The sequence below is a fragment of the Paracoccus fistulariae genome, from assembly GCF_028553785.1.
GTDB classification, from domain to species: Bacteria; Pseudomonadota; Alphaproteobacteria; order Rhodobacterales; family Rhodobacteraceae; genus Paracoccus; species Paracoccus fistulariae.
Window position 1 is genome coordinate 987,885 of record NZ_CP067136.1, and the last position, 21,260, is coordinate 1,009,144.

The 21,260-nt window shown below is 64.8% G+C and carries 19 protein-coding genes; 7 read left to right on the forward strand and 12 right to left on the reverse strand.

The annotated features are described in order from the left end of the window. Positions 1 to 3: 3 nt before the first annotated feature. Positions 4 to 1,380, reverse strand: a complete 1,377-nt coding sequence (gene trkA / locus JHX87_RS04910) for a Trk system potassium transporter TrkA (protein WP_271882815.1) — start codon at positions 1,378 to 1,380, stop codon at positions 4 to 6. Between the two features lie 146 nt (positions 1,381 to 1,526). On the opposite strand from trkA, the gene JHX87_RS04915 reads away from it, so the two are divergent. Then, positions 1,527 to 2,066 (forward strand): hypothetical protein, encoded by a 540-nt coding sequence (locus tag JHX87_RS04915; RefSeq protein ID WP_271882816.1) that lies wholly within the window; start codon positions 1,527 to 1,529, stop codon positions 2,064 to 2,066. On the opposite strand, the gene ntrX is transcribed toward JHX87_RS04915, so the two are convergent. The 5 genes from ntrX to dusB all read right to left on the reverse strand — a co-directional run bounded on the left by ntrX (position 2,067) and on the right by dusB (position 9,369). Then, positions 2,067 to 3,461, reverse strand: coding sequence for a nitrogen assimilation response regulator NtrX (gene ntrX / locus JHX87_RS04920; RefSeq protein WP_271882818.1), 1,395 nt, complete (start codon positions 3,459 to 3,461; stop codon positions 2,067 to 2,069). Then, on the reverse strand, positions 3,458 to 5,722 hold the full coding sequence (locus JHX87_RS04925) for a sensor histidine kinase NtrY-like (RefSeq protein WP_377776006.1): 2,265 nt from the start codon (positions 5,720 to 5,722) through the stop codon (positions 3,458 to 3,460). The genes ntrX and JHX87_RS04925 overlap by 4 nt, the downstream gene beginning before the upstream one ends. A gap of 76 nt (positions 5,723 to 5,798) precedes the next feature. Beyond that, entirely contained in the window at positions 5,799 to 7,226 is a 1,428-nt protein-coding gene (locus JHX87_RS04930) for a response regulator (RefSeq protein ID WP_271882822.1), read from the reverse strand. An 11-nt stretch (positions 7,227 to 7,237) separates the two neighbouring features. Next, entirely contained in the window at positions 7,238 to 8,356 is a 1,119-nt protein-coding gene (locus JHX87_RS04935; RefSeq protein WP_271882824.1) for a two-component system sensor histidine kinase NtrB, read from the reverse strand. Next, the gene (gene dusB / locus JHX87_RS04940; protein ID WP_271882826.1) at positions 8,353 to 9,369 is read right to left on the reverse strand and encodes a tRNA dihydrouridine synthase DusB; all 1,017 of its coding nucleotides are present in this window, start codon (positions 9,367 to 9,369) and stop codon (positions 8,353 to 8,355) included. The genes JHX87_RS04935 and dusB overlap by 4 nt, the downstream gene beginning before the upstream one ends. Positions 9,370 to 9,599: 230 nt before the next feature. On the opposite strand from dusB, the gene JHX87_RS04945 reads away from it, so the two are divergent. The 4 genes from JHX87_RS04945 (at position 9,600) to JHX87_RS04960 (ending at position 14,928) form a co-directional block, all read left to right on the forward strand. Continuing rightward, positions 9,600 to 10,982 carry an L-serine ammonia-lyase gene (locus JHX87_RS04945; RefSeq protein WP_271882828.1) on the forward strand — a complete coding sequence of 461 codons (1,383 nt, stop codon included), beginning with the start codon at positions 9,600 to 9,602 and terminating at the stop codon, positions 10,980 to 10,982. Between the two features lie 118 nt (positions 10,983 to 11,100). Then, a complete protein-coding gene (locus tag JHX87_RS04950; RefSeq protein WP_271882830.1) occupies positions 11,101 to 11,955 on the forward strand; it encodes a COG3650 family protein in 855 nt (284 codons plus the stop codon). 151 nt (positions 11,956 to 12,106) lie between these two features. Further along, the gene (locus JHX87_RS04955; RefSeq protein ID WP_271882832.1) at positions 12,107 to 14,272 is read left to right on the forward strand and encodes a YjbH domain-containing protein; all 2,166 of its coding nucleotides are present in this window, start codon (positions 12,107 to 12,109) and stop codon (positions 14,270 to 14,272) included. After that, positions 14,269 to 14,928, forward strand: coding sequence for a YjbF family lipoprotein (locus tag JHX87_RS04960; RefSeq protein ID WP_271882834.1), 660 nt, complete (start codon positions 14,269 to 14,271; stop codon positions 14,926 to 14,928). Before JHX87_RS04955 ends, JHX87_RS04960 begins: the two co-directional genes overlap by 4 nt. Before the next feature lie 48 nt (positions 14,929 to 14,976). On the opposite strand, the gene JHX87_RS04965 is transcribed toward JHX87_RS04960, so the two are convergent. From JHX87_RS04965 to JHX87_RS04985, 5 genes are all read right to left on the reverse strand, one after another. Next, the gene (locus JHX87_RS04965; protein WP_271882836.1) at positions 14,977 to 15,627 is read right to left on the reverse strand and encodes a LysE family translocator; all 651 of its coding nucleotides are present in this window, start codon (positions 15,625 to 15,627) and stop codon (positions 14,977 to 14,979) included. 149 nt (positions 15,628 to 15,776) lie between these two features. Continuing rightward, on the reverse strand, positions 15,777 to 15,980 hold the full coding sequence (locus JHX87_RS04970) for a hypothetical protein (RefSeq protein WP_377776007.1): 204 nt from the start codon (positions 15,978 to 15,980) through the stop codon (positions 15,777 to 15,779). Between the two features lie 198 nt (positions 15,981 to 16,178). Beyond that, positions 16,179 to 16,961 carry a metal ABC transporter permease gene (locus JHX87_RS04975; protein WP_271882838.1) on the reverse strand — a complete coding sequence of 261 codons (783 nt, stop codon included), beginning with the start codon at positions 16,959 to 16,961 and terminating at the stop codon, positions 16,179 to 16,181. Positions 16,962 to 16,973: 12 nt separating this feature from the next. Further along, complete coding sequence (locus JHX87_RS04980) at positions 16,974 to 17,747, reverse strand: metal ABC transporter ATP-binding protein (protein WP_271882840.1); 774 nt, start codon at positions 17,745 to 17,747, stop codon at positions 16,974 to 16,976. Next, a complete protein-coding gene (locus JHX87_RS04985; protein ID WP_377776021.1) occupies positions 17,744 to 18,238 on the reverse strand; it encodes a Fur family transcriptional regulator in 495 nt (164 codons plus the stop codon). Before JHX87_RS04985 ends, JHX87_RS04980 begins: the two co-directional genes overlap by 4 nt. A 95-nt stretch (positions 18,239 to 18,333) precedes the next feature. On the opposite strand from JHX87_RS04985, the gene JHX87_RS04990 reads away from it, so the two are divergent. Next, complete coding sequence (locus tag JHX87_RS04990) at positions 18,334 to 19,275, forward strand: zinc ABC transporter substrate-binding protein (RefSeq protein WP_271882843.1); 942 nt, start codon at positions 18,334 to 18,336, stop codon at positions 19,273 to 19,275. 116 nt (positions 19,276 to 19,391) lie between these two features. After that, positions 19,392 to 19,568, forward strand: coding sequence for a hemin uptake protein HemP (gene hemP / locus JHX87_RS04995; RefSeq protein WP_271882845.1), 177 nt, complete (start codon positions 19,392 to 19,394; stop codon positions 19,566 to 19,568). A 74-nt stretch (positions 19,569 to 19,642) separates the two neighbouring features. Here the strand turns inward: hemP and JHX87_RS05000 are convergent, their stop codons facing one another. Beyond that, positions 19,643 to 21,157 carry a pseudouridine synthase gene (locus tag JHX87_RS05000; RefSeq protein WP_271882846.1) on the reverse strand — a complete coding sequence of 505 codons (1,515 nt, stop codon included), beginning with the start codon at positions 21,155 to 21,157 and terminating at the stop codon, positions 19,643 to 19,645. Positions 21,158 to 21,260: the final 103 nt, after the last annotated feature.

A 21,260-nucleotide genomic window follows, 5' to 3' on the forward strand; every position in this document is an offset into this window, starting at 1 on the left:
CCCCTAGAAAAAGTCGATCGAGACCTGCAACAGGCGCTCGACTTCGGGAACATCGTCGGTCATGGCGAAGATCAGAACGATATCGCCCTCTTCAATGCGGGTGTCGGGCAAGGGCTTGATCACCTTGTCGCCCTTTTGCACCGCGCCGATCAGCGCGCCTTCGGGGAATTCGATATCGCGGATCGCGCGCCCCGCCATGGGCGAGGTGGACAGCACCTGCGCCTCCATCACCTCGGCCTCGGCATCGCCGATGGAATAGATATCGCGGACGCGGCCATGACGGATATGGCGCAGGATGGTCGAGACGGTCGTGGCGCGCGGGTTGATATAGGCGTCGATGTCCAGCGCGCTCATCAAGGGCACCAGCGTCGGGTCGTTGATCAGCGCAATGGCCATCTTGGCCCCGGCCTGCTTGGCGCGGATCGAGACGAGGATATTGGTCTTGTCATCCTCGGTCACGGCCAGCACGGCGTCGGTGGTCTGGACGGCGGCCTCTTCCAGCAGTTCGGCCGACAGCCCGTCCCCATTCAGGACAATGGTGCGTTCCAGATGATCCGCGGCATATTCGGCCCGGTGCCGGTCACGCTCGATCAGTTTCGTGCGGATGCGTTCGTGCCGGGATTCCAGCTTCTGCGCCACCACCAGACCGACATTCCCGGCCCCGACGATCACCAGCGTTTCCTGTTTCTGCGGCGGCTTGCCGAAAATCTCAAGCGTGCGGGTGACGTCGTCGGTATGGGTCAGGATATAGATCTGATCGCCCGCGAAGAGCTGGTCATTGGCCTCGGGCGCGAACAGGCGGCCATCGCGGCGCACGCCCGCCACAATGGCCCGCAGGCTTGAAAAGATCTCATCCAGCTGCCGCAGCGGGGTATTCAGCGCCGGGCAATCCTCATCTAGCAGGATGCCCAGAAGCTGAACCTTGCCTTTCAGGAAGGTCTCGACATCGAAGGTCGTGGGGGCGGACAGGCGTTGCAGGGCGGCCTTGGCCACCTCTCGTTCCGGGCTGATGACCACGTCGATGGGCAGGTGATCGGTGCGGTACAGATCCGAATAAAGCGCGTCCAGATAGGCCCCGCTGCGCAGGCGCGCGATCTTGCGCGGCACCTGAAAGACCGAATGCGCGACCTGACAGGTGACCATGTTCACCTCATCCGAATGGGTCGCGGCGATGATCAGATCAGCGTCCCTTGCTCCGGCCTGATCCAGAACGTCGGGATGGCTGGCAAAACCGGTCACGCCGCGCACGTCCAGCGCATCGGTCGCGCGGCGGATCAACTCGCCATTATTATCGATCACCGTCACATCGTTGCGTTCACCCGACAGATGCCGGGCGATCTGCCAGCCCACCTGCCCCGCGCCGCAAATGATGATCTTCATGCTGGCCCTCTTGCGCCGTTGGATATTTTGCAGATTAGTGCCTAAGCCCGCCAGAAGGAACACGCAACCACGGGTTTCGGTTCGGGCCGACCTGTTGCCTTGCACCAGCCGCGCAGGCCTGCCACCAGAACCGGATACCACGCCCCATGATCCGCACCACCCTGATTGCCTTCGCTGTGCTGAGCCTTGCCCCGCAAGCCCGCACGCAGATCACAGAGGGGCAAGAGGTCTATTCGGCCAACCCGCAATTCATCGAGACGGAGGATCTCAGGATCGCCGTCGAAGCCATTGACGACGTGACCTATCTTATCCTCACCACGAACAAGGCGAGGGGCGAAACACGTCAATTCCTGTGGGACGCAGGATCACCGATCCGGCCCGACCGCCTGTATCTGCAGCGCAGCCATCTGTGCGGGCGGGGATTTGTCGATCTTGTCCTGCACATCCCGCCGCCGCGTTATCGCGATATCCGCAGCTACAGCTATGAAAGGCTGGTCTTTTCCGACGATCTGTCGCAGATGGTGACACAGATGCAGGATGGCTCGGTCGCGGCGGCGAATGCGGTTCTGCCGCTGCAGGTCTTTACCCTGAACCCGGAGACGTCCGGTTTCGATTTCCCGGACACCCCGGTGACCTGCCAGAACGGGATCCCGAAGGGACCAGATCCGGTCTGGCAGGCCGAGTGATCATTTCCCTGCCATCATCTCTTCCTCGGCCCGCACGCCGCCCACGACGCCCAGCGATTTCAGCTTGCGATGCAGGGCGCTGCGCTCCATCCCGACGAATTGCGCGGTTCGGCTGATATTGCCGCCGAAGCGATTGATCTGGGCCAGCAGATATTCCCGCTCGAACATCTCGCGGGCTTCGCGCAGGGCCATGGCGGTGATCTGCGGGCCAAGGCTCAGCGCGTCACTGTTATCCGGTGTCGCACCCTGCGGTTCCAGCTCGGTCGGTTGGATCGGGCCAGAGCCCTCGGCCAGGATCAGGACGCGTTCGATGATATTGCGCAGCTGGCGGATATTGCCCGGCCAGCGCATGGATTGCAGCGCCGCCACCGTGTCTTCGGGCAGATCGCGCGGCGTCAGTCCCTGGCTGGTCTGAAACTGCTCGATGAAATGCGTGGCAAGAAGGGCGATATCCTCGCGGCGTTCGGCAAGCGAGGGCACCGCCACCGGTACGACATTCAGCCGGTCGTAAAGCTCTTGCCGGAAGCGCCCGGCGGCGATCTCGGTCGGCAGGTCGCGGTTGGTCGAGGAAATCACCCGCAGATCCACCCGCACCCGGTCCGATCCGCCTGCCCGCGTGAATTGCTGTTCTGTCAGGACACGCAGGATTTTCGGCTGCGTTCCCAAGGGCATATCACCCACTTCGTCGAAATAGATGACGCCGCCATGCGCCTCTTCCAGCAGGCCCGGCTCGACCCCGCGTTCGGGGCTTTCGCGGCCGAACAGAACCTCTTCCATCCGCTCTGGCTCGATGGTGGCGCAGGGCACGGTGATGAAGGGCGCATGCACGCGCGGGCTGTGGGCATGGATATAGCGCGCGGCCATTTCCTTGCCCGTGCCCGGTTCGCCGGCCAGCATCACCCGGCCATTGGATTTCGCGACCTTGTCCAGATTGTCGCGCAACCGCTTGAAGGCCGTGGACTGACCCAGCATCTCGCCCAGGCGTTCGCCGCCGCGGCGCAGATTGCTGTTTTCGCGGCGCAACCGGCTGGTTTCCATCGCCCGGTTGATCACCACCATCAGCTGGTCGATGTTGAAGGGCTTTTCGATGAAATCATAGGCCCCCTGCCGGATCGCGGCGACCGCGATTTCGATATTGCCGTGGCCCGAGATGATGATTACCGGCACATCGGGATTGTTGCGCTTGACCTGTTTCAGAATGTCGATCCCGTCCATCCGGCTGTCCTTCAGCCAGATATCAAGGATCATCAGATCCGGTTCACGCTCGTTCAGTTCATGGATCGCCTGATCGGAATTTGCTGCCAGGCGTGTGTCGAAGCCTTCATCCTTCAGGATATCGGCAATCAGTTCGCGGATGTCCCTTTCGTCATCGACGATAAGAATATCATTCGTCATATAGCCGCCTCATTGGTTTCTTGCTTGTTTTTGCGTTGAGCCCCACGCACCGGGTTTCGTTCCCGGGGCAAGCGGATCTCGGCCATGGCGCCGGTCCTGTCCGGCGCATCTGTCAGGATCAGGCTGCCGCCATGCTCCTCGACGATCTTCTTGACAATGGGCAGGCCAAGCCCGGTGCCGGTCGATTTCATCGTCACATAGGGTTCAAACAGGCGCGAGCGGTCGGCAGGCAGGCCCGGCCCGTTATCGATGATGCGGATGGTAACGCTGTCGTGATCAACCTCAAGGCTGACATCGACGCTGGCCTGCCAGTCCTCTGGCGGATTTTCTGCCTTCTCATCAACCGCTTCACCGGCATTCTTCAGAAGATTGGTAAAGGATTGCCGCATCATCCCGGCATCGCAATCGACGATCACCGGCTGATCGGGGATCTGCACCGACAGCGCCCCTTTCAGCGCATCCTGCTGCAACAGGACCACCTCGCGCAGCAGGGCCGCGATATCGGTTTCGCGGCGATCCGGTTCGGGCATGCGCGCAAAGCGGCTGAATTCATCGACGATGCGGCGCAGGTCGGTGGTCTGGCGGATGATCACATCGACATATTGATCGACCGAGGCTTTCTCATCCTCGCTGGTCACCATCGGCGTGAATTTGCGGCGCAGCCGTTCCGCCGAAAGCTGGATCGGGGTCAGCGGGTTCTTGATCTCATGCGCGACGCGGCGGGCGACATCGCCCCATGCGGCCATCCGCTGGGCGCTGACCAACTCGGTCACATCGTCAAAGGCCACCACATAGCCTTCCAGCTGCCCTTCCGCGTCCCGCCGCACCGCCATCCGCACCAGCAGGCTTTCCACCCGCCCCTCGCGGCTCAGCCGGATCTCATCCTGCACCGATTCCGCGACCGAGCCGGACAGCCGGTCGAAAAGCGGCGCGAATTCCGGCACGGCCTCGGACAGCAGCGCGTCGATATCGCCCCGCGCATCCAGCCCCAGCAGGCGACTGGCCGAGCGGTTGACGAAATCGATCTCTCCGGCGGCATCCAGCCCGATCACCCCCGAGGTGACCGAGCTCAGCACATTGTCGAACAGCCGTCGCTGTTCATCGGTGATGCGATAGCTGTCCATCAGTTCCAGCCGCTGCGCCTTGAGCTGCCGGGTCATGCGGTTGAACGCTTCGCCCAAAGTCTGGATCTCGTCCCCGGTCTGGGCTTCGGGGATCTGGAGATCCAGATTGCCGCGCCCGACCTGTTCGCTGGCGATGGCCAATTGGCCGATGGGGCGCGACAACCGGCTGGCGAACCACAGGCCCATCCAGATGGCAGCCGCGACCAAGAGCAGCGCAAAGCCCAGATAAACCAGAGAAAATTCCAGCAGAACCTGCCCGCGCGTCTGTTCCAGCTGCCGATAATCGCCCACTGTCGCGCGGGTATCGTCCAGCAGCCCCAGCAGATCGCCATCCACCACGCGGGTGATGTAAAGATAGCGATCGGCCAGCGGCGGCAGCGCGACAAGGGCGCGGAATTCGTTATTCGGCCAATCTTCGATCAGGGTCAGCCCCTGCGATTGCGCCTGATCCAGTTGCGTGCTGGTCGGTTCCTTGTACCAGAACAGATAGCTGCGTTCGCCCCGCGCCCGGATTTCGCCCGCGCCATTGATGATATAGGCCTCGCGCAGCCCGCGCTGGATCAGGCTTTGCCCCTGCACCAGCAATTGCCGCATCTGGCCGTCATCGATCAGCGCATTGGCCTGCCCGGCCTGCGTCAGGATCCCGGCCAGCGCGCGGGCATCCTGGCTCAGATCGCGACGATGTTCCTCTTGATAGGCCTCGGCCGCGGCCTGAGAGGTCAGGACCACCTGCTGAACCCGCCCGGAAAACCAGCCCTCCAGCCCGATATTCACCAAAAGCCCGGCGAACAGCGCGATCAGCACGGTCGGGATCAGCGCCACCAGCGCGAAGATCAGCACCAGCCGCGCATGCAGCCGCGACCCGGCAGCAGAGCGGCGCCGGTCCGAGATCAGCTTGGCCATGCGGATCACGACAAAGCAGGTGAGCACAATCAGATAGATCAGGTCCAGCAGCAGGATGACGCGCAGCATCCGGCTTTGCGTGCCCTCGGACAGCGGGCCCAGCACGGTCATGGTCGCGATGGCCAGAAAGGCCCCAAGCGACAGCATGCCGACGCTCATCACGCCGCGCCATTGCCTTGGCAGCCTGATCCGAGCAAGCCTGTCCCACCCTAGCCCAGTTGCGGACTCTGCCATAACCCTCACCACTGCCGTCTTCTGCGGCTTCAACTGTTGCAGGGCCGTTACGGTTCAACGACCTGCTGTGGCGGTTTTACATCAGTTTGCGCCTGCGTGTCACCTCGATATTCAGGTCGGTCAGCTTCTTGCGCAAAGTATTGCGGTTAATTCCCAGCAAATCGGCGCAACGAAGCTGATTGCCGCCGGTCGCGTCCAGCGCCACCTGCAGCAGCGGACGTTCGATTTCGCGCAGGATCCGGTCGTAAAGTCCCGGCGGCGGCAGCGAATCCCCGTGCAGATCGAAGTAACGCTGCAGATGCGCCTCGACCGTGTCCGACAGACGTCCCGTTGCCGCAGCCGGTGCCATGCCCGCCGCCGCGCCCCGGGTCTCGACCGGGGTGGCAGGCAGCGCGGCGCCCTGCTGGCCAAGCGCGCCCTGCATCTCGGTCCCCGAGATCGCCGCCGCGCTGGCGGTCAGCGCCAGCCGCCGCATCGTGTTTTCCAGCTCTCGCACATTGCCGGGGAAGCCGTGGGCCCGCAACAGGCTGGCGGCGGCATCGCCGAGGCTGCGTTCGGGCAGGCCCTGCGCAGCAGCGCGGGCCAGAAGATGGTTGGCCAAGGGCAGGATATCGTCCACCCGCGCCCGCAGCGGCGGCACCAGAACCGTGATCCCCGCCAGCCGGTAATAGAGATCCGAGCGCAATCGCCCGGCCGAGACATCCGCCATCGGATCCGGCCCGGTCGTGGCCACGATGCGCGGCGAATCCTCGCGGCCAACGGCGCTTTCCATGGCCTCGATCAGCCCGATCAGCCGGGCCTGCGCTGCCGGATCGAAACCCGCCGGATTTTCGACGATGATCGTGCCGCCGCGCGCCTTCTCGGCAGCGCGAAAGATGACCTCTTCCCCGGCATCGGCGGCGGTCAGAAAGGCCAGCCCGCGATCGCGCCGGTCCGACAGGTCATGGAAAGACCGCGCAATGGTGGTCTTGCCCACTCCGGCCTCGCCCGCGATCAGCACCGGCAGATCGGCATTCAGCACCCGTGCGATCATCCGGAACAGGGTCTGCATGGCCGGGGCACGGCCAATCAGTGGCATGGCGGGATCGGCGCTGTCCTGAACCTCGGGCGCGGGCTCGGGCGGCTGATCGGACCGGCGCGGGCGGCGGGACAGGGCCTGATTGGCCTTGCTCATCAGATCCGGCAGATCGAAGGGCTTGGGCAGATATTCGAAGGCCTCGGCCTCATTGGCGCGAATGGCCGTGACGATGGTATTCTGGGCCGAAATCACGATCACCGGCAGATCGGGCCGCGCCCGACGGATCGCGGGAATACGGTCGATGCCGTTGCCATCGGGCATCATCACATCGGTGATGACCAGATCGCCGCGGCCTTCCTCGACCCATTTCGACAGTTGCGCCAGACTGCCCGTGGCATGAACGCGGCAGCCCGCGCGGGTCAGGGCCTGGGTCAGAACGGTGCGGATTGTGCGGTCATCATCGGCGATTAGAACGGTTCCGTCCATGAAAGCGATCCTCAGGCTTTGGGTAGCGATATGCGAAAGATGGTGCGGCCGGGGCGGCTGTCAACGCGGATCAGCGCCCCGTGATCGGTGATGATCTTGCTGACCAGCGCCAGGCCAAGACCGGTGCCGTTTTCACGGCCCGAGACGAAAGGCTCGAACACCTGATCGGCGATGCTTTGCGGCAGGCCCGGCCCGTTATCCTCTAGCTCGATCTGCAGGGGCAGCGGGCGGCCCGTGGGGTTGTCGTCATCGGGCAGCTTGCGCAGCGCGTGATCGTAATAGCTGCGCAGCCGGATCTGCGGATTTGCGCTGCCCGCCAGCGCCTCGGCCGCATTCTTGATCAGGTTCAGGCAGACCTGCATCAGCTGATCCGCATCGGCCAGCGCCATGGGCAGCGAGGGATCGTAATCGGCCGCGATCGCGATATCCCTGGCAAAGCCCACCGCGGCCGAGCGGCGCACCCGCTCCAGCACGTCATGGACATTCACCGGCTGCAATTTGGGGGCCGAGGTGTCGCCAAAGCGTTCGACCTGATCCAGAAGCGCCACGATCCGCTGCGATTCGCTGACGATCATCTCGGCCATGTCGCGATCTTCGGGCGTGGCGCCCATCGCGATCAGCTGCGCCGCGCCCCGGATCCCGGCCAGCGGGTTCTTTATCTCATGCGCCAGCATCTCGGCCATGCCGATGGCGCTGCGCGCGGCGCTGCGGACGGCGCGCGATTGCAATTGCATCCCGGCATCGTCCATCGGCACCATCAACAGGCTGACCGCGCCGCCGCTTGCGCCTGCCGGTCCGGCATGGACCACCGCAAAGCGATCCAGATGCCCGCCCGCGCGGTCGCCGATCTCGAAACAGACATTGGGCTGATACAGCGCCTCATCCAGCGCCATGACGCGCTGAACCACCGGCGTGATGGAGGGCAGGATGCGCAGCCGCTTGGACATCTCATCCCCGGCCAGCTTCTTGCCCAGGGCGGAATTGCGCGACAGGTTCAGCCAGATTTCGGCGGCGTCGTTCATCGCCACCACGCATCCGTCCGGATCAAGGATCAGCGCGGGCAGCGGCAGGCTGTTCCAGCCGGGACCGGGTTGCGCCAGGGCAAGGCAGGACGGATCCGGGCGGGTCATGCGGCGCGCATCCCTGCACCCTCGCCCGGGGCGTCGGCAAAGGCCTGACGGATCAGGGCAATTGTCGCCGCCACGCTGTCGGCCCGCAGCAATTCCGCCCGCAGCGGGGCGTGGTTTTCCGTCGCATACCAGCCCAGATGCTTGCGCGCGACGCGCAGGCCCAGATCGGGGCCATAGAAATCCAGCATGTCTTCGTAATGCTCTTCGACCAGATCGGCCAGCGCCTGCCCGGTCGGCACCTCTGGCGCGGGCGTTCCGTGCAATTCATGCGCAATCCGCGCCAGACGCCAGGGCGCGCCCTGCGCGCCGCGACCGACCATCACCGCCTCGGCCCCCGAGGCCACCAGCGCCGCCCGGGCCGAGGCCGCATCGACGATATCCCCATTGGCCACCAGCGGCGGACGCCCGGTCAGCTTCGCCACCGCGCGGATCCGCGACCAATCCGCCTGCCCCTTGTAGAACTGGGCCCGCGTGCGGCCATGCACCGTCAGCATGCGCACCCCGGCATCGCGGGCGCGCCCGGCCAGATCGGCCGCGTTCAGGCAATCCTCGTCCCAGCCAAGCCGCATCTTCAGCGTGACGGGGACCGTGACCGCAGCCACCACGGCGTCGATCAGCGTCAATGCATGGTCCAGATCGCGCATCAGCGCCGCACCTGACAGCCCGCCCGTCACCTTCTTGGCCGGGCAGCCCATATTGATATCGATGATCCGCGCGCCCATGCCTTCCACGATGCGCGCTGTTTCGGCCATCGCCCCGGCCTCGCGCCCGGCGATCTGCACGGAAACCGGCAGCGCGCCCTCGGTCAGGGCCTTGGCGCGCACCGCCGCGCGGGTCGAGGGGCGCGGCGTCACCATCTCTGTCGAGGCGACCATTTCGCTGACCATCAGCCCCGCCCCGAACCGCGCCACCGCGCGGCGGAACGGCAGGTCGGTGATGCCCGCCATCGGCGCCAGAAAGACCGGCGCGCCCAGCGGCGTGTCACCAAGGATGATCGGGGCAGTTCGGGTCATGGCTTGTTCCTTTACGCGCCGCGCCCCCACCGCAAGGTCGAGGCGACAGGGCGAATATACGGATCACAGGACAATCGGAATCTCTGCCTAATAATTAGGCGCGCCGCCCAAATCAATGGCAGAAGAAAAGTCCCGGCCATGTCGTTCGCACCCCGTCATCGGGTCGCTTCGGCACTGGCGGGGTCCGGGTGCCCATGATTAACTGGCGGGCAAAGCAGCAAGGGGGTCTCATGTTCCTGTCCGTCTTTGACATGTTCAAAATAGGCGTTGGCCCGTCCTCATCCCATACCATGGGACCGATGGTCGCGGGATCGCGCTTTCTGGACGCGCTGCGGCAGCAGCCTTTCAAGCCGCAGGGGCTGAAGGCAAGCCTGCATGGCAGCCTGGCCTTTACCGGAAAAGGCCACGCCACCGATCGCGCCACGATCCTGGGGCTGGCGGGCTTCGTGCCCGCCACCATGGATGCCGAGGCCGCCGAGGCCGCGCTGGAGGAAAACCGCCGCACGAAGGTTCTGCCGGTCGAGGGGATCGGCGATCTGGCCTTCGATCCGGAACGCGATCTGCGCTTCGATTTCGATCAGGCCCTGCCCGGCCATGCCAATGGCATGACGCTGTCGGCCACCGATGCGCAGGGCGACGTGATTTATCACCAGATCTATTACTCGGTCGGCGGTGGCTTCGTGCTGACCGATGAGGAACTGGCCCAGAAGGCCGATCAAAGCCGCAGCGATGCGGTGTCCAAGGTGCCCTTCCCTTTTGCCACCGCCGCCGAGATGCTGGAAATGTCGCGCGCATCCGGCAAATCCATTGCCCAGATGAAGCGCGAGAACGAGTTGGTCTATCGCAGCGATGCCGATCTGCGTCAGGGGCTGGACCAGATCTGGCAGGTGATGCGCGACTGCATGAATCGCGGGCTGACACAGGACGGCATCCTGCCCGGTGGTCTGAATGTGCGCCGCCGTGCCAAGGGGATCCACGATAAATTGATGGCCGAGCGCGGCATGAACCTGACCGCGCCGCATGTGATCAATGACTGGATGTCCACCTATGCCATGGCCGTGAACGAGGAAAACGCGGCCGGCGGACAGGTCGTGACGGCGCCCACCAATGGCGCGGCGGGCACGCTGCCTGCCGTCATTCGCTATTGGCTGGATCACGTGCCCGGCGCCTCGGAACGCGACCTGCCCGATTTCCTGCTGACCGCCGCGGCGGTGGGCGGGCTGATCAAGCATAACGCCTCGATCTCGGGCGCGGAATGCGGCTGTCAGGCCGAGGTCGGCAGCGCCAGCGCCATGGCCGCCGCAGGTCTGGCCGCCGTTCTGGGCGGCACATCAGAGCAGATTGAAAATGCAGCGGAAATCGCGCTGGAACACCACCTTGGCATGACCTGCGATCCGGTCAAGGGATTGGTGCAGGTGCCCTGCATCGAGCGTAACGGTCTGGGCGCGATCAAGGCCGTCAGCGCCGCCAGCCTGGCACTGCGCGGCGACGGGCAGCATTTCGTGCCGTTGGACGCAGCCATCGAAACCATGCGCCAGACCGGCAATGACATGTCCGAGAAATACAAGGAAACCTCATTGGGCGGGCTGGCGGTCAACGTCCCGAATTGCTGAGACGGGGCACGGCCCGTGCTGGCGAAGCGTCGCTGCAGATCCCGCACCGCGCTTGCCCCGGATGGTGTAGGTTGCTAACGCTTGCATGACAGTGATCAAAATCAAAAAAGGTTCCTGAATGTCTTCGCGCCTTGCCCTTGTCGCCCTGATGATCTTGCCGCTTGCCGCCTGCGAAGGCACCGGTTTCAACCTCAGCCCTGATGCCCAGGCCGAAGCCCCGGCCACGCCGCGCGCGCCTGCCGTCTCGCCGCTGGAACAGCCGATCGAAACCGGTGGCGGCAGCCGCCCCGTGTCGACCGCCGAGCGGGTGACCTATAACACCCAGGCCTTCACCGCCCGCGGGAATGAGCCCTTCTGGTCGGTCGATGTCGCAGGCAGCACCGCGATCTACAAAACACCCGAAAATCAGCGCGGTCAGGCCATCCGGGTCGAGCGTCTGACCTTTGCCAAGGGCGTGGAATATATCGGCGTGCGGGGCGGTCGGCCCTTCGCGCTGAACATTCGCGGCACCGAATGCCGCGACTCGATGTCGGGTGAGCGTTTCCCGATGACCGCCGTGCTGACGACCGGCGGCAAGCGGGAAGAAGGCTGCGCGGGCCCGGCCTCGGCCGAGGTGGCGCAGGCTGTCGCGGCCACCCGCGCCCCTGCCCCGGCACAGCCCAAGGCCGCCACCCCCAAACGCCGCAGCGCGCCGAAACCTGCCGCCCGCCCGGCAGCGGCGCCCGCAGCCGCAAGCACGGCGGCAGCAAGCACGGCTGCAGCAAGCACGGCGGCAGCAACGGCCAGCACGGAGACGGAAGCCCCGGCCGAAAGCAGCACCCCCGCCGCCAGCACGGCCACACAGGACAGCACGACCGCCACCCCGGCGACCACCAAGCCCTCGGTCCCGGCGCCGACCATGGTCCTGCCCGCAACGCCACCGACCACCACGCCAGCCACCACTGGCGCGGACTCCGGCGAGGCGACCGAATAAGTCCAGCCCGTTCCCGACTGCGGCCCAAAGGACGCAACCTCTTAGCGAAGTTGCGTTTGCGGGCTGCAAAGGATGCGGCTGCCAGATATGATCCGCTCAAAAGCTTGACGAGGACTTCGCGATGCGCCGATCCAGAACAATAAGACGCCTGATGGCGACAACCCTGCCGGCCGCGCTTTTGTTCGGGTCGGTCAATTCGACCGCCGTGGCAGAGCCGCTGAAGGGCGACCAGATGTCCACCTATGGTCTGGCCGGCGGGATCGACACGCCGACGGCGCAGATGCTGGAGGATGGCACGCTGGGCGCCTCGGTCTCGTGGTCGGAATATGGCCGCCGCACCAATATCGTGTTTCAGCTGTTGCCACGCCTGACGACGGTGCTGCGCTATTCGCGGGTCGAGGGGATCAACGATTACCGCAATGACGGCTATATCTCGGACCGCTCCTTCGATCTGCGCTTACAGTTCCTGGACGAGGATCAGGACGGCTGGCGCCCGGCGGTGGCCGTGGGCCTGCAGGACTTCATCGGCACCGGCGTCTATTCGGGCGAATATATCGTCGCGACCAAGACCGTGACCCCGAAGGTCAGCGTTTCGGCCGGTCTGGGTTGGGGCGTGCTGGCGGGCAAGAACCGCACCATCGACGTCGATGATGAAGGCGGCACGCTGAATGCCGGTGACTGGTTCAGCGGCGGGCCAAAGCCCTTCGCCTCGGTCAGCTGGCAGGTGAATGACAAGCTGAACCTTGTCGCAGAATATTCCAACGACAAGTATCAGGCCCGCTACAATAACGGGAACTTCTTTCAGCAGGGCGATGCCGAGCCCGGCAATAACCTGAACCTGGCCGCCTATTACCGCTTTGGCGAAAGCTATCAGGCGGGGATCTACTCGATCGGCGGGGAAACCTTTGGCATGCAGGTGTCCATCGCGCTGAACCCGCGCGAGGCGCCCTATCCTTCCGGTCTGGAAAAAGCGCCCGCCCCGGTGCGTCCGCGCCCGGCACTGGCCGCCGATCCCGACGGCTGGGCGGGCACATGGGCACAGGATCCGACCGCACAACCGGCGATCCAGCAGGCGCTTGGCACGGCGCTGGATGACGAAGGCCAGATCCTGGAATCCATGGCGCTGAATGCCAACCGGGCCGAGGTCCGCATCCGCAACCAGCGCTATATCAGCCAGGCCGAGGCCATCGGCCGCACCGCGCGCCTGATGACCCGCGCCCTGCCGCCCTCGGTGGAAACCTTCGTCATCACCTCGACCGCAGACGGCGTGCCGACCTCTTCGGTGACGCTGCGCCGGTCCGATGTCGAGCGGCTGGAGAATACCGAGGCCAGCCAGATCGCCGCCGTCGCGCAGCTGACCGACGCGCCGCGCTCGGCCCCCGGTCTGGTGCGCACGCCCGATGTCTATCCGCGCTTCCGCTGGAGCATTCAGCCCTATTGGGATCTGGGCATCTTCAGCGCCGAGGACGGCCTGACCAACGAGGTCGGGGCCGAGGCCAGCGCCAGCTATGAGCTGCGCCCCGGTCTGTTCCTGACCGGCACGCTGCGCCAGCGCGTCTTTGGCGATATCGACCAGCGCGGCCCGGGCATTCCCGGCGTCCAGCGCGGCGAATATTACAGCGCCAAGGAATATGAATCGAACCCCGATCTGGCCAGCTATAACGGCATCCCGCGCGTGCGGTCGGACACGCGGATGTATACCGGAAATACAAGCCCGGTGATCCCGGAACTGACGCTGGCCTATTACGCCAAGGCCACCGATAACGTCTATGCCCGCGTGACCGGCGGTCTGCTGGAACGCGCCTATGGTGGCGTCTCGGCGGAAGTGCTGTGGAAGCCGGTCAATTCGCCGCTGGCCTTCGGGGCAGAGATCAACCGCGTGCGCAAGCGTGATTTCGACCAGCTGTTCGATTTCCGCGATTACGAGGTCACGATGGGCCATGTCTCGGCCTATTACGAATTCTCGAACGGCTTCACGGCGCAGCTGGATGTCGGCAAATATCTGGCCGGCGACAAGGGCGCGACCGTGTCGCTCAGCCGCGAATTCGCCAATGGCTGGCGGATCGGGGCCTATGCCACGAAAACCGATCTCAGCGCCGAGGAATTCGGCGAAGGCAGCTTTGACAAGGGCATCACCTTCTCGATCCCGCTGGGTTGGGCAACCGGCGTGCCGACACGGGAACGCGTCTCTGCCGATCTGCGCTCGCTGTCGCGCGATGGCGGTGCCCAGTTGAATGTCAACGGTCGCCTCTATGACCGGATCCGCGACAGCCATTCTGTCGAACTTTACGAAGGCTGGGGGAGATTCTGGCGATGAACCGCGCAATCAAGATCACGCTGGCGGCGTCCCTGCTGGCCGGGTTGACGGCCTGTGGCAATACCACGGGCGACGATGGCGATGTCGGCGCCCTGGGTGTCGTGACCCAGACCGCGGCCGAGATGATCGCCCAGCGGCGTCAGGCCGACACCACGGCCGCTGTCGCCAAGACCCCGCAAGAAGCCGCGGCCGAGGCGCTGCGCGTCAATCCCGGTCCGCTGATCCAGGCCGGGTTCGAAAATCTGGGGCGCACGCAGATCATGGCAATGACCGGCCAGAATGGCGGCCTGCGCACCTATATGACGCCCTCGGAAGAGGCGCTGATCCTGCGCGGTGGCATGTTGGTGGGCACGCGCGGTCTGGGCCATGACCTGTCCGTGGCAGAAGCCCAGACCGAAAGCCTGATCCGCGCCGGCGCGTCAGGCAGCGGCACGCGGATCATGCGCTATTACGGTGGCGATGGTCTGGAACGTCCGCTGCAATTCACCTGCTCGGTCGGGCCGGGTCCGCGCGCGGGCGTCACGGTCGAGAATTGCGAGGGCCACGGCGTCACCTTCCAGAACAGCTACATGCGCTCGGGCAACCAGATCGCCGTGTCGCGGCAGTGGATTGGTCCGAAGCTTGGCTATGTGACGATCCAGACGCTGCGCCCCTGAACGTCCCTGCGTTGACAAACAAACCGGCCCCGCCAAGGGCCGGTTTTTTCATGCCGGAAGGTCAGGCATTGCTGCGTTTCCATCCGGCTGCCAGCACCCCGCCCCGATCATCAGCGTTCCGCCGACCCGGTTCACCGCAGACTGCACCGACGGCTTGCGGATCGAGCGGCGCGCGGCCGAGGCCAGCAGCGCATAAATCGCCGCATTCAGGATGGCCAGCGCCAGGAATGTCGCCTCCAAAATCGCCATCTGCGGCAAGGCGGGCTGCGTGCTGTCCATAAATTGCGGCAGGAAGGCGACGAAGAACACGATGCTTTTCGGGTTCAGCGCCGTCACCGCATAGGTATGCGCCAGGATCCGCCAAGGACTGCCCTTGGGCGCGTCCTGTGGATCAAGGTCAAGCGGCCGGTCGCTGACCGGCGCACGCCATAGCTTGATCCCCAGATAGATCAGATAGGCCGCCCCGATCCATTTTAGCAGTGTGAACAGCGTGGCCGAGGTCGCCAACAGCGCCCCAAGCCCCAGCATCGAGGCCGTCATCGCCGTAAAATCCCCAAGCGCGGCCCCCGCCACCGTCGCCTTGGCGGCGCGCCTTCCATGGCCAAGCGCGTAAGAAATCACCAGAAGGATCGTCGGACCCGGAATTGCCAGCAGCACGGCCGAAGCCGCCGCAAAGGCCAGCCATTGTTCGAAAGACATCTTCACCCTTTCCGTTTGGAAAGCCAAGCAATCCACAGGCACGACAAGGGCGCAAGCATTTTTGCGGCATCGCATCCGCCAAAAAGAAAAGGGCTGACCCTAAGGTCAGCCCCTCAAGTTCAGACCGGTGAGACCGATCCTACTTGAAATTAGCTGTCGTCGTCGTCCGAAGCGACGGCAGCGATCACGCCCAGCAGCAGCAGAGCGGGAACAACCAGGCCGGCGTTCGAGGACGAGGGCTGCTCTTCGACAACGACGGGCTCGACGTCGACGACGGGGGCAACATAGCCACCGGCCAGAGCCGAGGTTGCGGTCAGGCCGAGAGCGGCAGCGAAAGTAGCGAATTTGGTCATGATCATGCTCCGTTTCGTTTGAAGGCTGCCGTATCCGGCAACATCGCTGCGACAGTCGCACAAACCCGCTGGGTTGAAAAGCAGCATTAATTCAATTCCCATACGGGTCTGCGGCAACTGTTGCATAATCGCCAACACTTTAGCCGCCCGCCGGTTCCTTCCTTATCGCCGCTGGGCAGAAATTGTTGCAAGACTGCACTAAGGGCGTCGAAATACAAAGAAAATTGCGAAAAACACGGCTGCGACGGCCACAATCGACGGTCCGGCCGGTGTGTCCAGATGCAAACTTGCCCCCAGTCCAAGCATGACTGAAAAGCAGGCAATCAGCGATGCATTGGCGGCCATCCGCTCGGGGGTGCCGGCAAGGCTGCGGGCGGCGGCTGCGGGAATGATCAGCATGGCCGAAATCAGCAGCGATCCGACTATTCGAATCGACAGCGCCACCACCACCGCCAGCGCGACCGACAGCAGCAGGCGCTCGATCCGCGGATCGATCCCGGCGGCCATGGCCAGTTCCTCATTCAGTGTCGCGGTCAGCAGGTTCTGCCAGCGCCAGATCAGCAGCGCCAGAACCGCCAGCGCGCCCAGCCAGATCAGCGCCAGATCCCCCCGCCCGACCGTCAGGATATCGCCGAACAGATAGGCGTTCAGATCGACCCGCGCCGAGGGCACGAAGCTGATCGCGACCAGCCCGAAGGCCAGCGCCGAATGGGCCAGCACCCCCAGCACCGTATCCATCGCCTGCCCGCGCGACACCAGCGCCGTGACCAGCAGCGCCATGGCCAGCGCGACCGTCAGCGTCCCCGCATAGATCGAGAAGTTGAAGGCAAGGCTCAGCGCGACGCCCAGAATCGCCGCGTGCGCCGTCGAATCGCCGAAATAGGCCATGCGCCGCCAGACCACAAAGCTGCCCAGCGGTCCGGCCACCAGCGCCAGCCCCAGACCGGCCAGCATCGCGCGCAAGAAGAAATCGTCCAGCATCCGTGTCGCCGCCTAGCCCTGTTGGGAATGGTGATGCGCATGATGCCCGTGGCAGCCATCATCCGAATGGTCGTGATCGTGGTCATGGCGGTGCTGATACAGCGCCAGCGCGCCATCCCCGCCCGCCCCGAACAGCGCACGATAGGCGGGCGCCGTGCTGACATGCTGGGGCGTGCCCTCGCAGCAGATATGGCCGTTCAGGCAGATCACCCGATCCGAGGCCCGCATCACGACCAGCAGGTCATGGCTGACCATCAGCACCGCCGCCCCGGTTTCGCCGCGGACCTCTTCGATCAGCTTGTAAAAGGCAACGATGCCGGGCTGGTCCAGACCTTGCGTCGGCTCATCCAGCACCAGCAGGTTCGGGTCATGCAGCAGCGCGCGCGCCAGCAGAACCCGCTGGAACTGCCCGCCGGACAGCTGAGTCAATTGCCGCGTTTGCAGGCCCTCGACCCCCGTCCGGGCAAGCACCTGCGCCGCCATCTGATCGCTGATCCGGCGCGGCAGGGACAGAAAGCGCCGCACCGTCATCGGAATCGCCGTATCGATCTGCACCCGCTGCGGCACATATCCGATGCGCAGATCCGCGCGGCGGCTGATCCGCCCCGAGGCCAGCGGCATATGCCCCAGCAAGGCCCGCACAAGCGAGGATTTCCCCGACCCGTTCGGGCCGAGGACGGTGACGATCTCTTGCGGGGCGATCTGAAAATCGATGTTTTCCAGCACGACGCTGCTGCTGCCCGGACGCAGGATCGTCGCGGCCTCGGCCCTGATGAATGGCGTCATTGGCCTGCCTCATCTGCGCAGCCGGGGCAAAGGCCCATGGCCTCGATCGTGACCCTTTCGACCGAAAAGCCAGAGGCCGCGGCAAGCTGTGACAGTGTCTCGCGCAGCGGTGCCCCCGGCAGTTCGGCCAGCCCGTCGCATGCGCGGCAGATCAGAAAGGCCGGCGCATGGTCGTGGCCCGGATGCAGGCAGGCCGCAAAGGCATTCAGCCGCTGCAGGCGATGGGCCAGCCCGTGCTGGACCAGAAATTCCAGCGCGCGATAGGCCACGGGCGGCTGGTTGCCAAAACCCTCGGCCGCAAGGCGCTGCAATACGTCATAGGCCCCCAGGGCCCGGTGCGATTCCAGCAGGATTTCCAGCACCCGCCGCCGCACCGGCGTCAGCCGCGCCCCGGCCTTGGCCAGACGGGCCTCGGCCTCATCAAGGGCATGGGCGCTGCATTTTTCGTGATCATGCGGCGCGAAGGCGGCTTGGGCAGGATCGGCGGGCAAGGGCTTCATCTATGTTACTTTATAACATTTCATTTGACTTGTTATCATATAACATCAACAACAGCGCCCCGACAACCAGATGACGGACCCTTCCCATGCGAATTTCCCCTGCCCTGACCGCGCTTCTGCTGGGCGCCGCCCCTGCCCTTGCCGCGCCCCAGATCGTTGTGGACACCCAGATCACCGCATCCCTTGTGCAGCAGGTGACCGGCGATCTGGCCGAGATCCATGTGTTGCTGCCCGCCGGGGCCAGCATCCACCACCACCAGATGCGCCCCTCGGATGCGCGGGCCTTGCAGGGGGCCGACCTGCTGATCTGGACCGGGCCAGAGCTGACGCCCTGGCTGGACCGGGCGGCGGAATCGGCGGGCCAATCGGTCGCGCAGCTGCGCCTGCTGGACAGCAAGGGGACCACGCTGCGCGATTATGAGGGCGAGCACAGCCATGCGCATGACGAGGACGAAGGGCACGACCACGACCACGACCACGACCACGACCACGACCACGACCACGGGAATATCGACCCGCATGCCTGGCTGAACCCCGAAAATGCGGCTGTGTGGCTGGGGGCAATCGCCGAAAGCCTGTCCTCTGCCGATCCCGAAAACGCGGCGACCTATGGCGATAACGCACAGGCCGCCGCGAAGGCGATCCGCGACATGGATGTGACGATTCGCGATGAGTTGGCAACCGTCGCGGACAAGAGCTTTGTCGTGTTCCACGACGCCTATGGCTATTTCACGGATCACTACGGGTTGGCGCCCGCGCTTGCCGTCAGTCCGGGCGATGCCAGCACGCCATCGGCGGCCCGGATCAGCGAATTGCACAGGCAGATCGGCGATAGCGGCGCAAGCTGCGCCTTTCCCGAATTCGCGCAGGATCCGAAATTGATCGCCGCAGCGACGCAGGGCACCGGCGTCAGGATGGGACAGGAACTGGATCCCGAAGGGCTCGGGATCGCGCCCGGGCCGGCGCTTTACGGGCAGGTCATCGCGGGTCTGGCCCGGCATCTGCATGACTGCCTTTCGGCGGATTAGTGCCTTTATTCAAGGGTTTGCTATTCCGACACAAAAAACTGACTCTTTTACTTTGACATTCCGAAGTAAATTAGTCAGGTTTACCCCACAGAAGTTCACACGCAATGAGGCCGACAATGACCGCCATCCGTCCTGCCGACTTTACGCAACCCTGCACCAGTGCTCTGTCGCGCCTGCCGCAGCATGACGCAAATGAATTGACGCGCGGGGGGAATCAGGCGCTGATCATTCTGGACGATCAAATTTATCAGCTGCGGATCACCCGCGCTGGAAAACTGATTCTGACGAAATAATCACCATAGCCGGACACGACGTCCGCCGAGGTTCCCAAGAACCGGGCAGGCCATGACGCCTGTCCGGTTTTTTGTCAGCCGCGCGGCTTGTCGCCACCGGGACGGCCGCCTGGACGACCACCGGGTTTGCCCCCGCCGCTTCTACCGCCGCCCGGTTTGCCACCACCCGGCTTCCCACCGCCGGGCTTGCCGCGAAAGCCGCCGCCCGCACGTGGACGACCCGGTCCGCCGCGCTCACTGCGATCACCGCCGAAAGAGGGCTTGCCACCGCGCTTGCCGTCAAAGGAGGCGCGCTCCCCCCCCGGTTTGCCGAAACGGCGCGGCTTGCGATCGTCGCCGCCCTCGCCCGCCTCGGCCGGCCGACGCGACCCGCCGCCATCGCGGCCCCAATTGCCTTTGGCCGGACGGCTGTCGTCGCGCGCGGACTGGCCGAAACGGCGCTCACCCGCAGGCTTGCCACCGAAGCGTCTGGGGCGATCTTCGCCTTCCGCAGATTTGCCACCAAACCGCCGGGGCCGGTCGCCGCCCTCTGCGGGCTTTCCACCGAACCGCCGGGGACGATCCTCGCCGTCAGATGGTTTGCCGCCGAACCGCCGGGGGCGATCCTGCCCCTCGGGCGATTGCCCGCCAAAGCGCTTCGGACGGTCGTCAGAGCCAAAGGGCTTCGCGCCGAATTTGCGGGGGCGGTCGGGACGCTCGCCACCCTCACCACGCTCGGGCCGGTCGCCCTGCGTGCGGAAGCTGCGGCGTGGGCCGCGATCCTCGCGCTCCTCTCGCGGTCCCCGGGGCGCATCGGCCCCGCGCGGGCGCATCGGGCGATCCTTCTCTGTCATCTCTCCGGTCAGCAAGCCGCCCAGCTGGTCGCGCAGCACGCGGCGCTTGACCTCGGTGACCTCGTTCTTTTCCAGCCCCGCCAGCTTGAAGGGCCCGTAACCGATGCGGATCAGCCGGTTCACCTGCAGCCCGACATGCGCCATCGCGCGACGGATCTCTCGGTTCTTGCCCTCGCGGATGCCGACGGTCAGCCAGGCATTCGCACCCTGCTGGCTGTCCAGCTTGATCTCCATTGGCGCAAATTCCTCGCCATCAATGGTGACGCCGCGACGCAGCGAGGCGAAGGTCAGATCGGTGGGGTTTCCGTTCACCCGCACGCGATAGCGGCGCAGCCAGCCAGTCGTCGGCAATTCCAGCCGCCGCTTCAATTCGCCGTCATTGGTCAGCAGCAGCAGACCTTCGGAATTCAGGTCCAGTCGTCCGACGCTCATCACCCGCGGCATGTCGCGCGGCAGGGCGTCGAAGACCGTCTGACGGCCCTTTTCATCCGCTTCCGTGGTCACAAGGCCCAGCGGCTTGTAATAGAGCCACAGCCGGGTTTCCTGCGGCTCTTCCAACCGCTTGCCATCGACGATGATCCTGTCGCTGGGACGCACGTCCAGCGCCGGGCTGTCGATCTTCTGACCGTTGACCGTCACGCGGCCTTCCACGATCATCCGTTCCGCCTCGCGCCGGCTGGCGACGCCCGCGCGTGCCATCACCTTGGCGATGCGTTCGGCAGTATCGGGGGTTTTGGGGGTGTTTTCATCGGTCATGCGAATTCTCCTGCGCATCTCTGCGGTGGGTTAAAGCGCCCTTCTAGGGCAGCGGTCCCGGGCGGGGAAGGATTATTTTGCCCGCTTGCGCAGTCGTGACCGG

What these genes read in the sequence shown, in the direction of transcription:
- JHX87_RS04970 (WP_377776007.1), bottom strand. Translation starts at nt 15,980, where the DNA reads ATGACCAAATTCGCTACTTTCGCTGCCGCTCTCGGCCTGACCGCAACC.
- JHX87_RS04990 (WP_271882843.1), top strand. Translation starts at nt 18,334, where the DNA reads ATGCGAATTTCCCCTGCCCTGACCGCGCTTCTGCTGGGCGCCGCCCCT.
- JHX87_RS04945 (WP_271882828.1), top strand. Translation starts at nt 9,600, where the DNA reads ATGTTCCTGTCCGTCTTTGACATGTTCAAAATAGGCGTTGGCCCGTCC.
- hemP (WP_271882845.1), top strand. Translation starts at nt 19,392, where the DNA reads ATGACCGCCATCCGTCCTGCCGACTTTACGCAACCCTGCACCAGTGCT.
- dusB (WP_271882826.1), bottom strand. Translation starts at nt 9,369, where the DNA reads ATGACCCGAACTGCCCCGATCATCCTTGGTGACACGCCGCTGGGCGCG.
- trkA (WP_271882815.1), bottom strand. Translation starts at nt 1,380, where the DNA reads ATGAAGATCATCATTTGCGGCGCGGGGCAGGTGGGCTGGCAGATCGCC.
- JHX87_RS04915 (WP_271882816.1), top strand. Translation starts at nt 1,527, where the DNA reads ATGATCCGCACCACCCTGATTGCCTTCGCTGTGCTGAGCCTTGCCCCG.
- JHX87_RS04960 (WP_271882834.1), top strand. Translation starts at nt 14,269, where the DNA reads ATGAACCGCGCAATCAAGATCACGCTGGCGGCGTCCCTGCTGGCCGGG.
- JHX87_RS04980 (WP_271882840.1), bottom strand. Translation starts at nt 17,747, where the DNA reads ATGACGCCATTCATCAGGGCCGAGGCCGCGACGATCCTGCGTCCGGGC.
- JHX87_RS04925 (WP_377776006.1), bottom strand. Translation starts at nt 5,722, where the DNA reads ATGGCAGAGTCCGCAACTGGGCTAGGGTGGGACAGGCTTGCTCGGATC.
- JHX87_RS04965 (WP_271882836.1), bottom strand. Translation starts at nt 15,627, where the DNA reads ATGTCTTTCGAACAATGGCTGGCCTTTGCGGCGGCTTCGGCCGTGCTG.
- ntrX (WP_271882818.1), bottom strand. Translation starts at nt 3,461, where the DNA reads ATGACGAATGATATTCTTATCGTCGATGACGAAAGGGACATCCGCGAA.
- JHX87_RS04975 (WP_271882838.1), bottom strand. Translation starts at nt 16,961, where the DNA reads ATGCTGGACGATTTCTTCTTGCGCGCGATGCTGGCCGGTCTGGGGCTG.
- JHX87_RS05000 (WP_271882846.1), bottom strand. Translation starts at nt 21,157, where the DNA reads ATGACCGATGAAAACACCCCCAAAACCCCCGATACTGCCGAACGCATC.
- JHX87_RS04935 (WP_271882824.1), bottom strand. Translation starts at nt 8,356, where the DNA reads ATGACCCGCCCGGATCCGTCCTGCCTTGCCCTGGCGCAACCCGGTCCC.
- JHX87_RS04950 (WP_271882830.1), top strand. Translation starts at nt 11,101, where the DNA reads ATGTCTTCGCGCCTTGCCCTTGTCGCCCTGATGATCTTGCCGCTTGCC.
- JHX87_RS04955 (WP_271882832.1), top strand. Translation starts at nt 12,107, where the DNA reads ATGGCGACAACCCTGCCGGCCGCGCTTTTGTTCGGGTCGGTCAATTCG.
- JHX87_RS04930 (WP_271882822.1), bottom strand. Translation starts at nt 7,226, where the DNA reads ATGGACGGAACCGTTCTAATCGCCGATGATGACCGCACAATCCGCACC.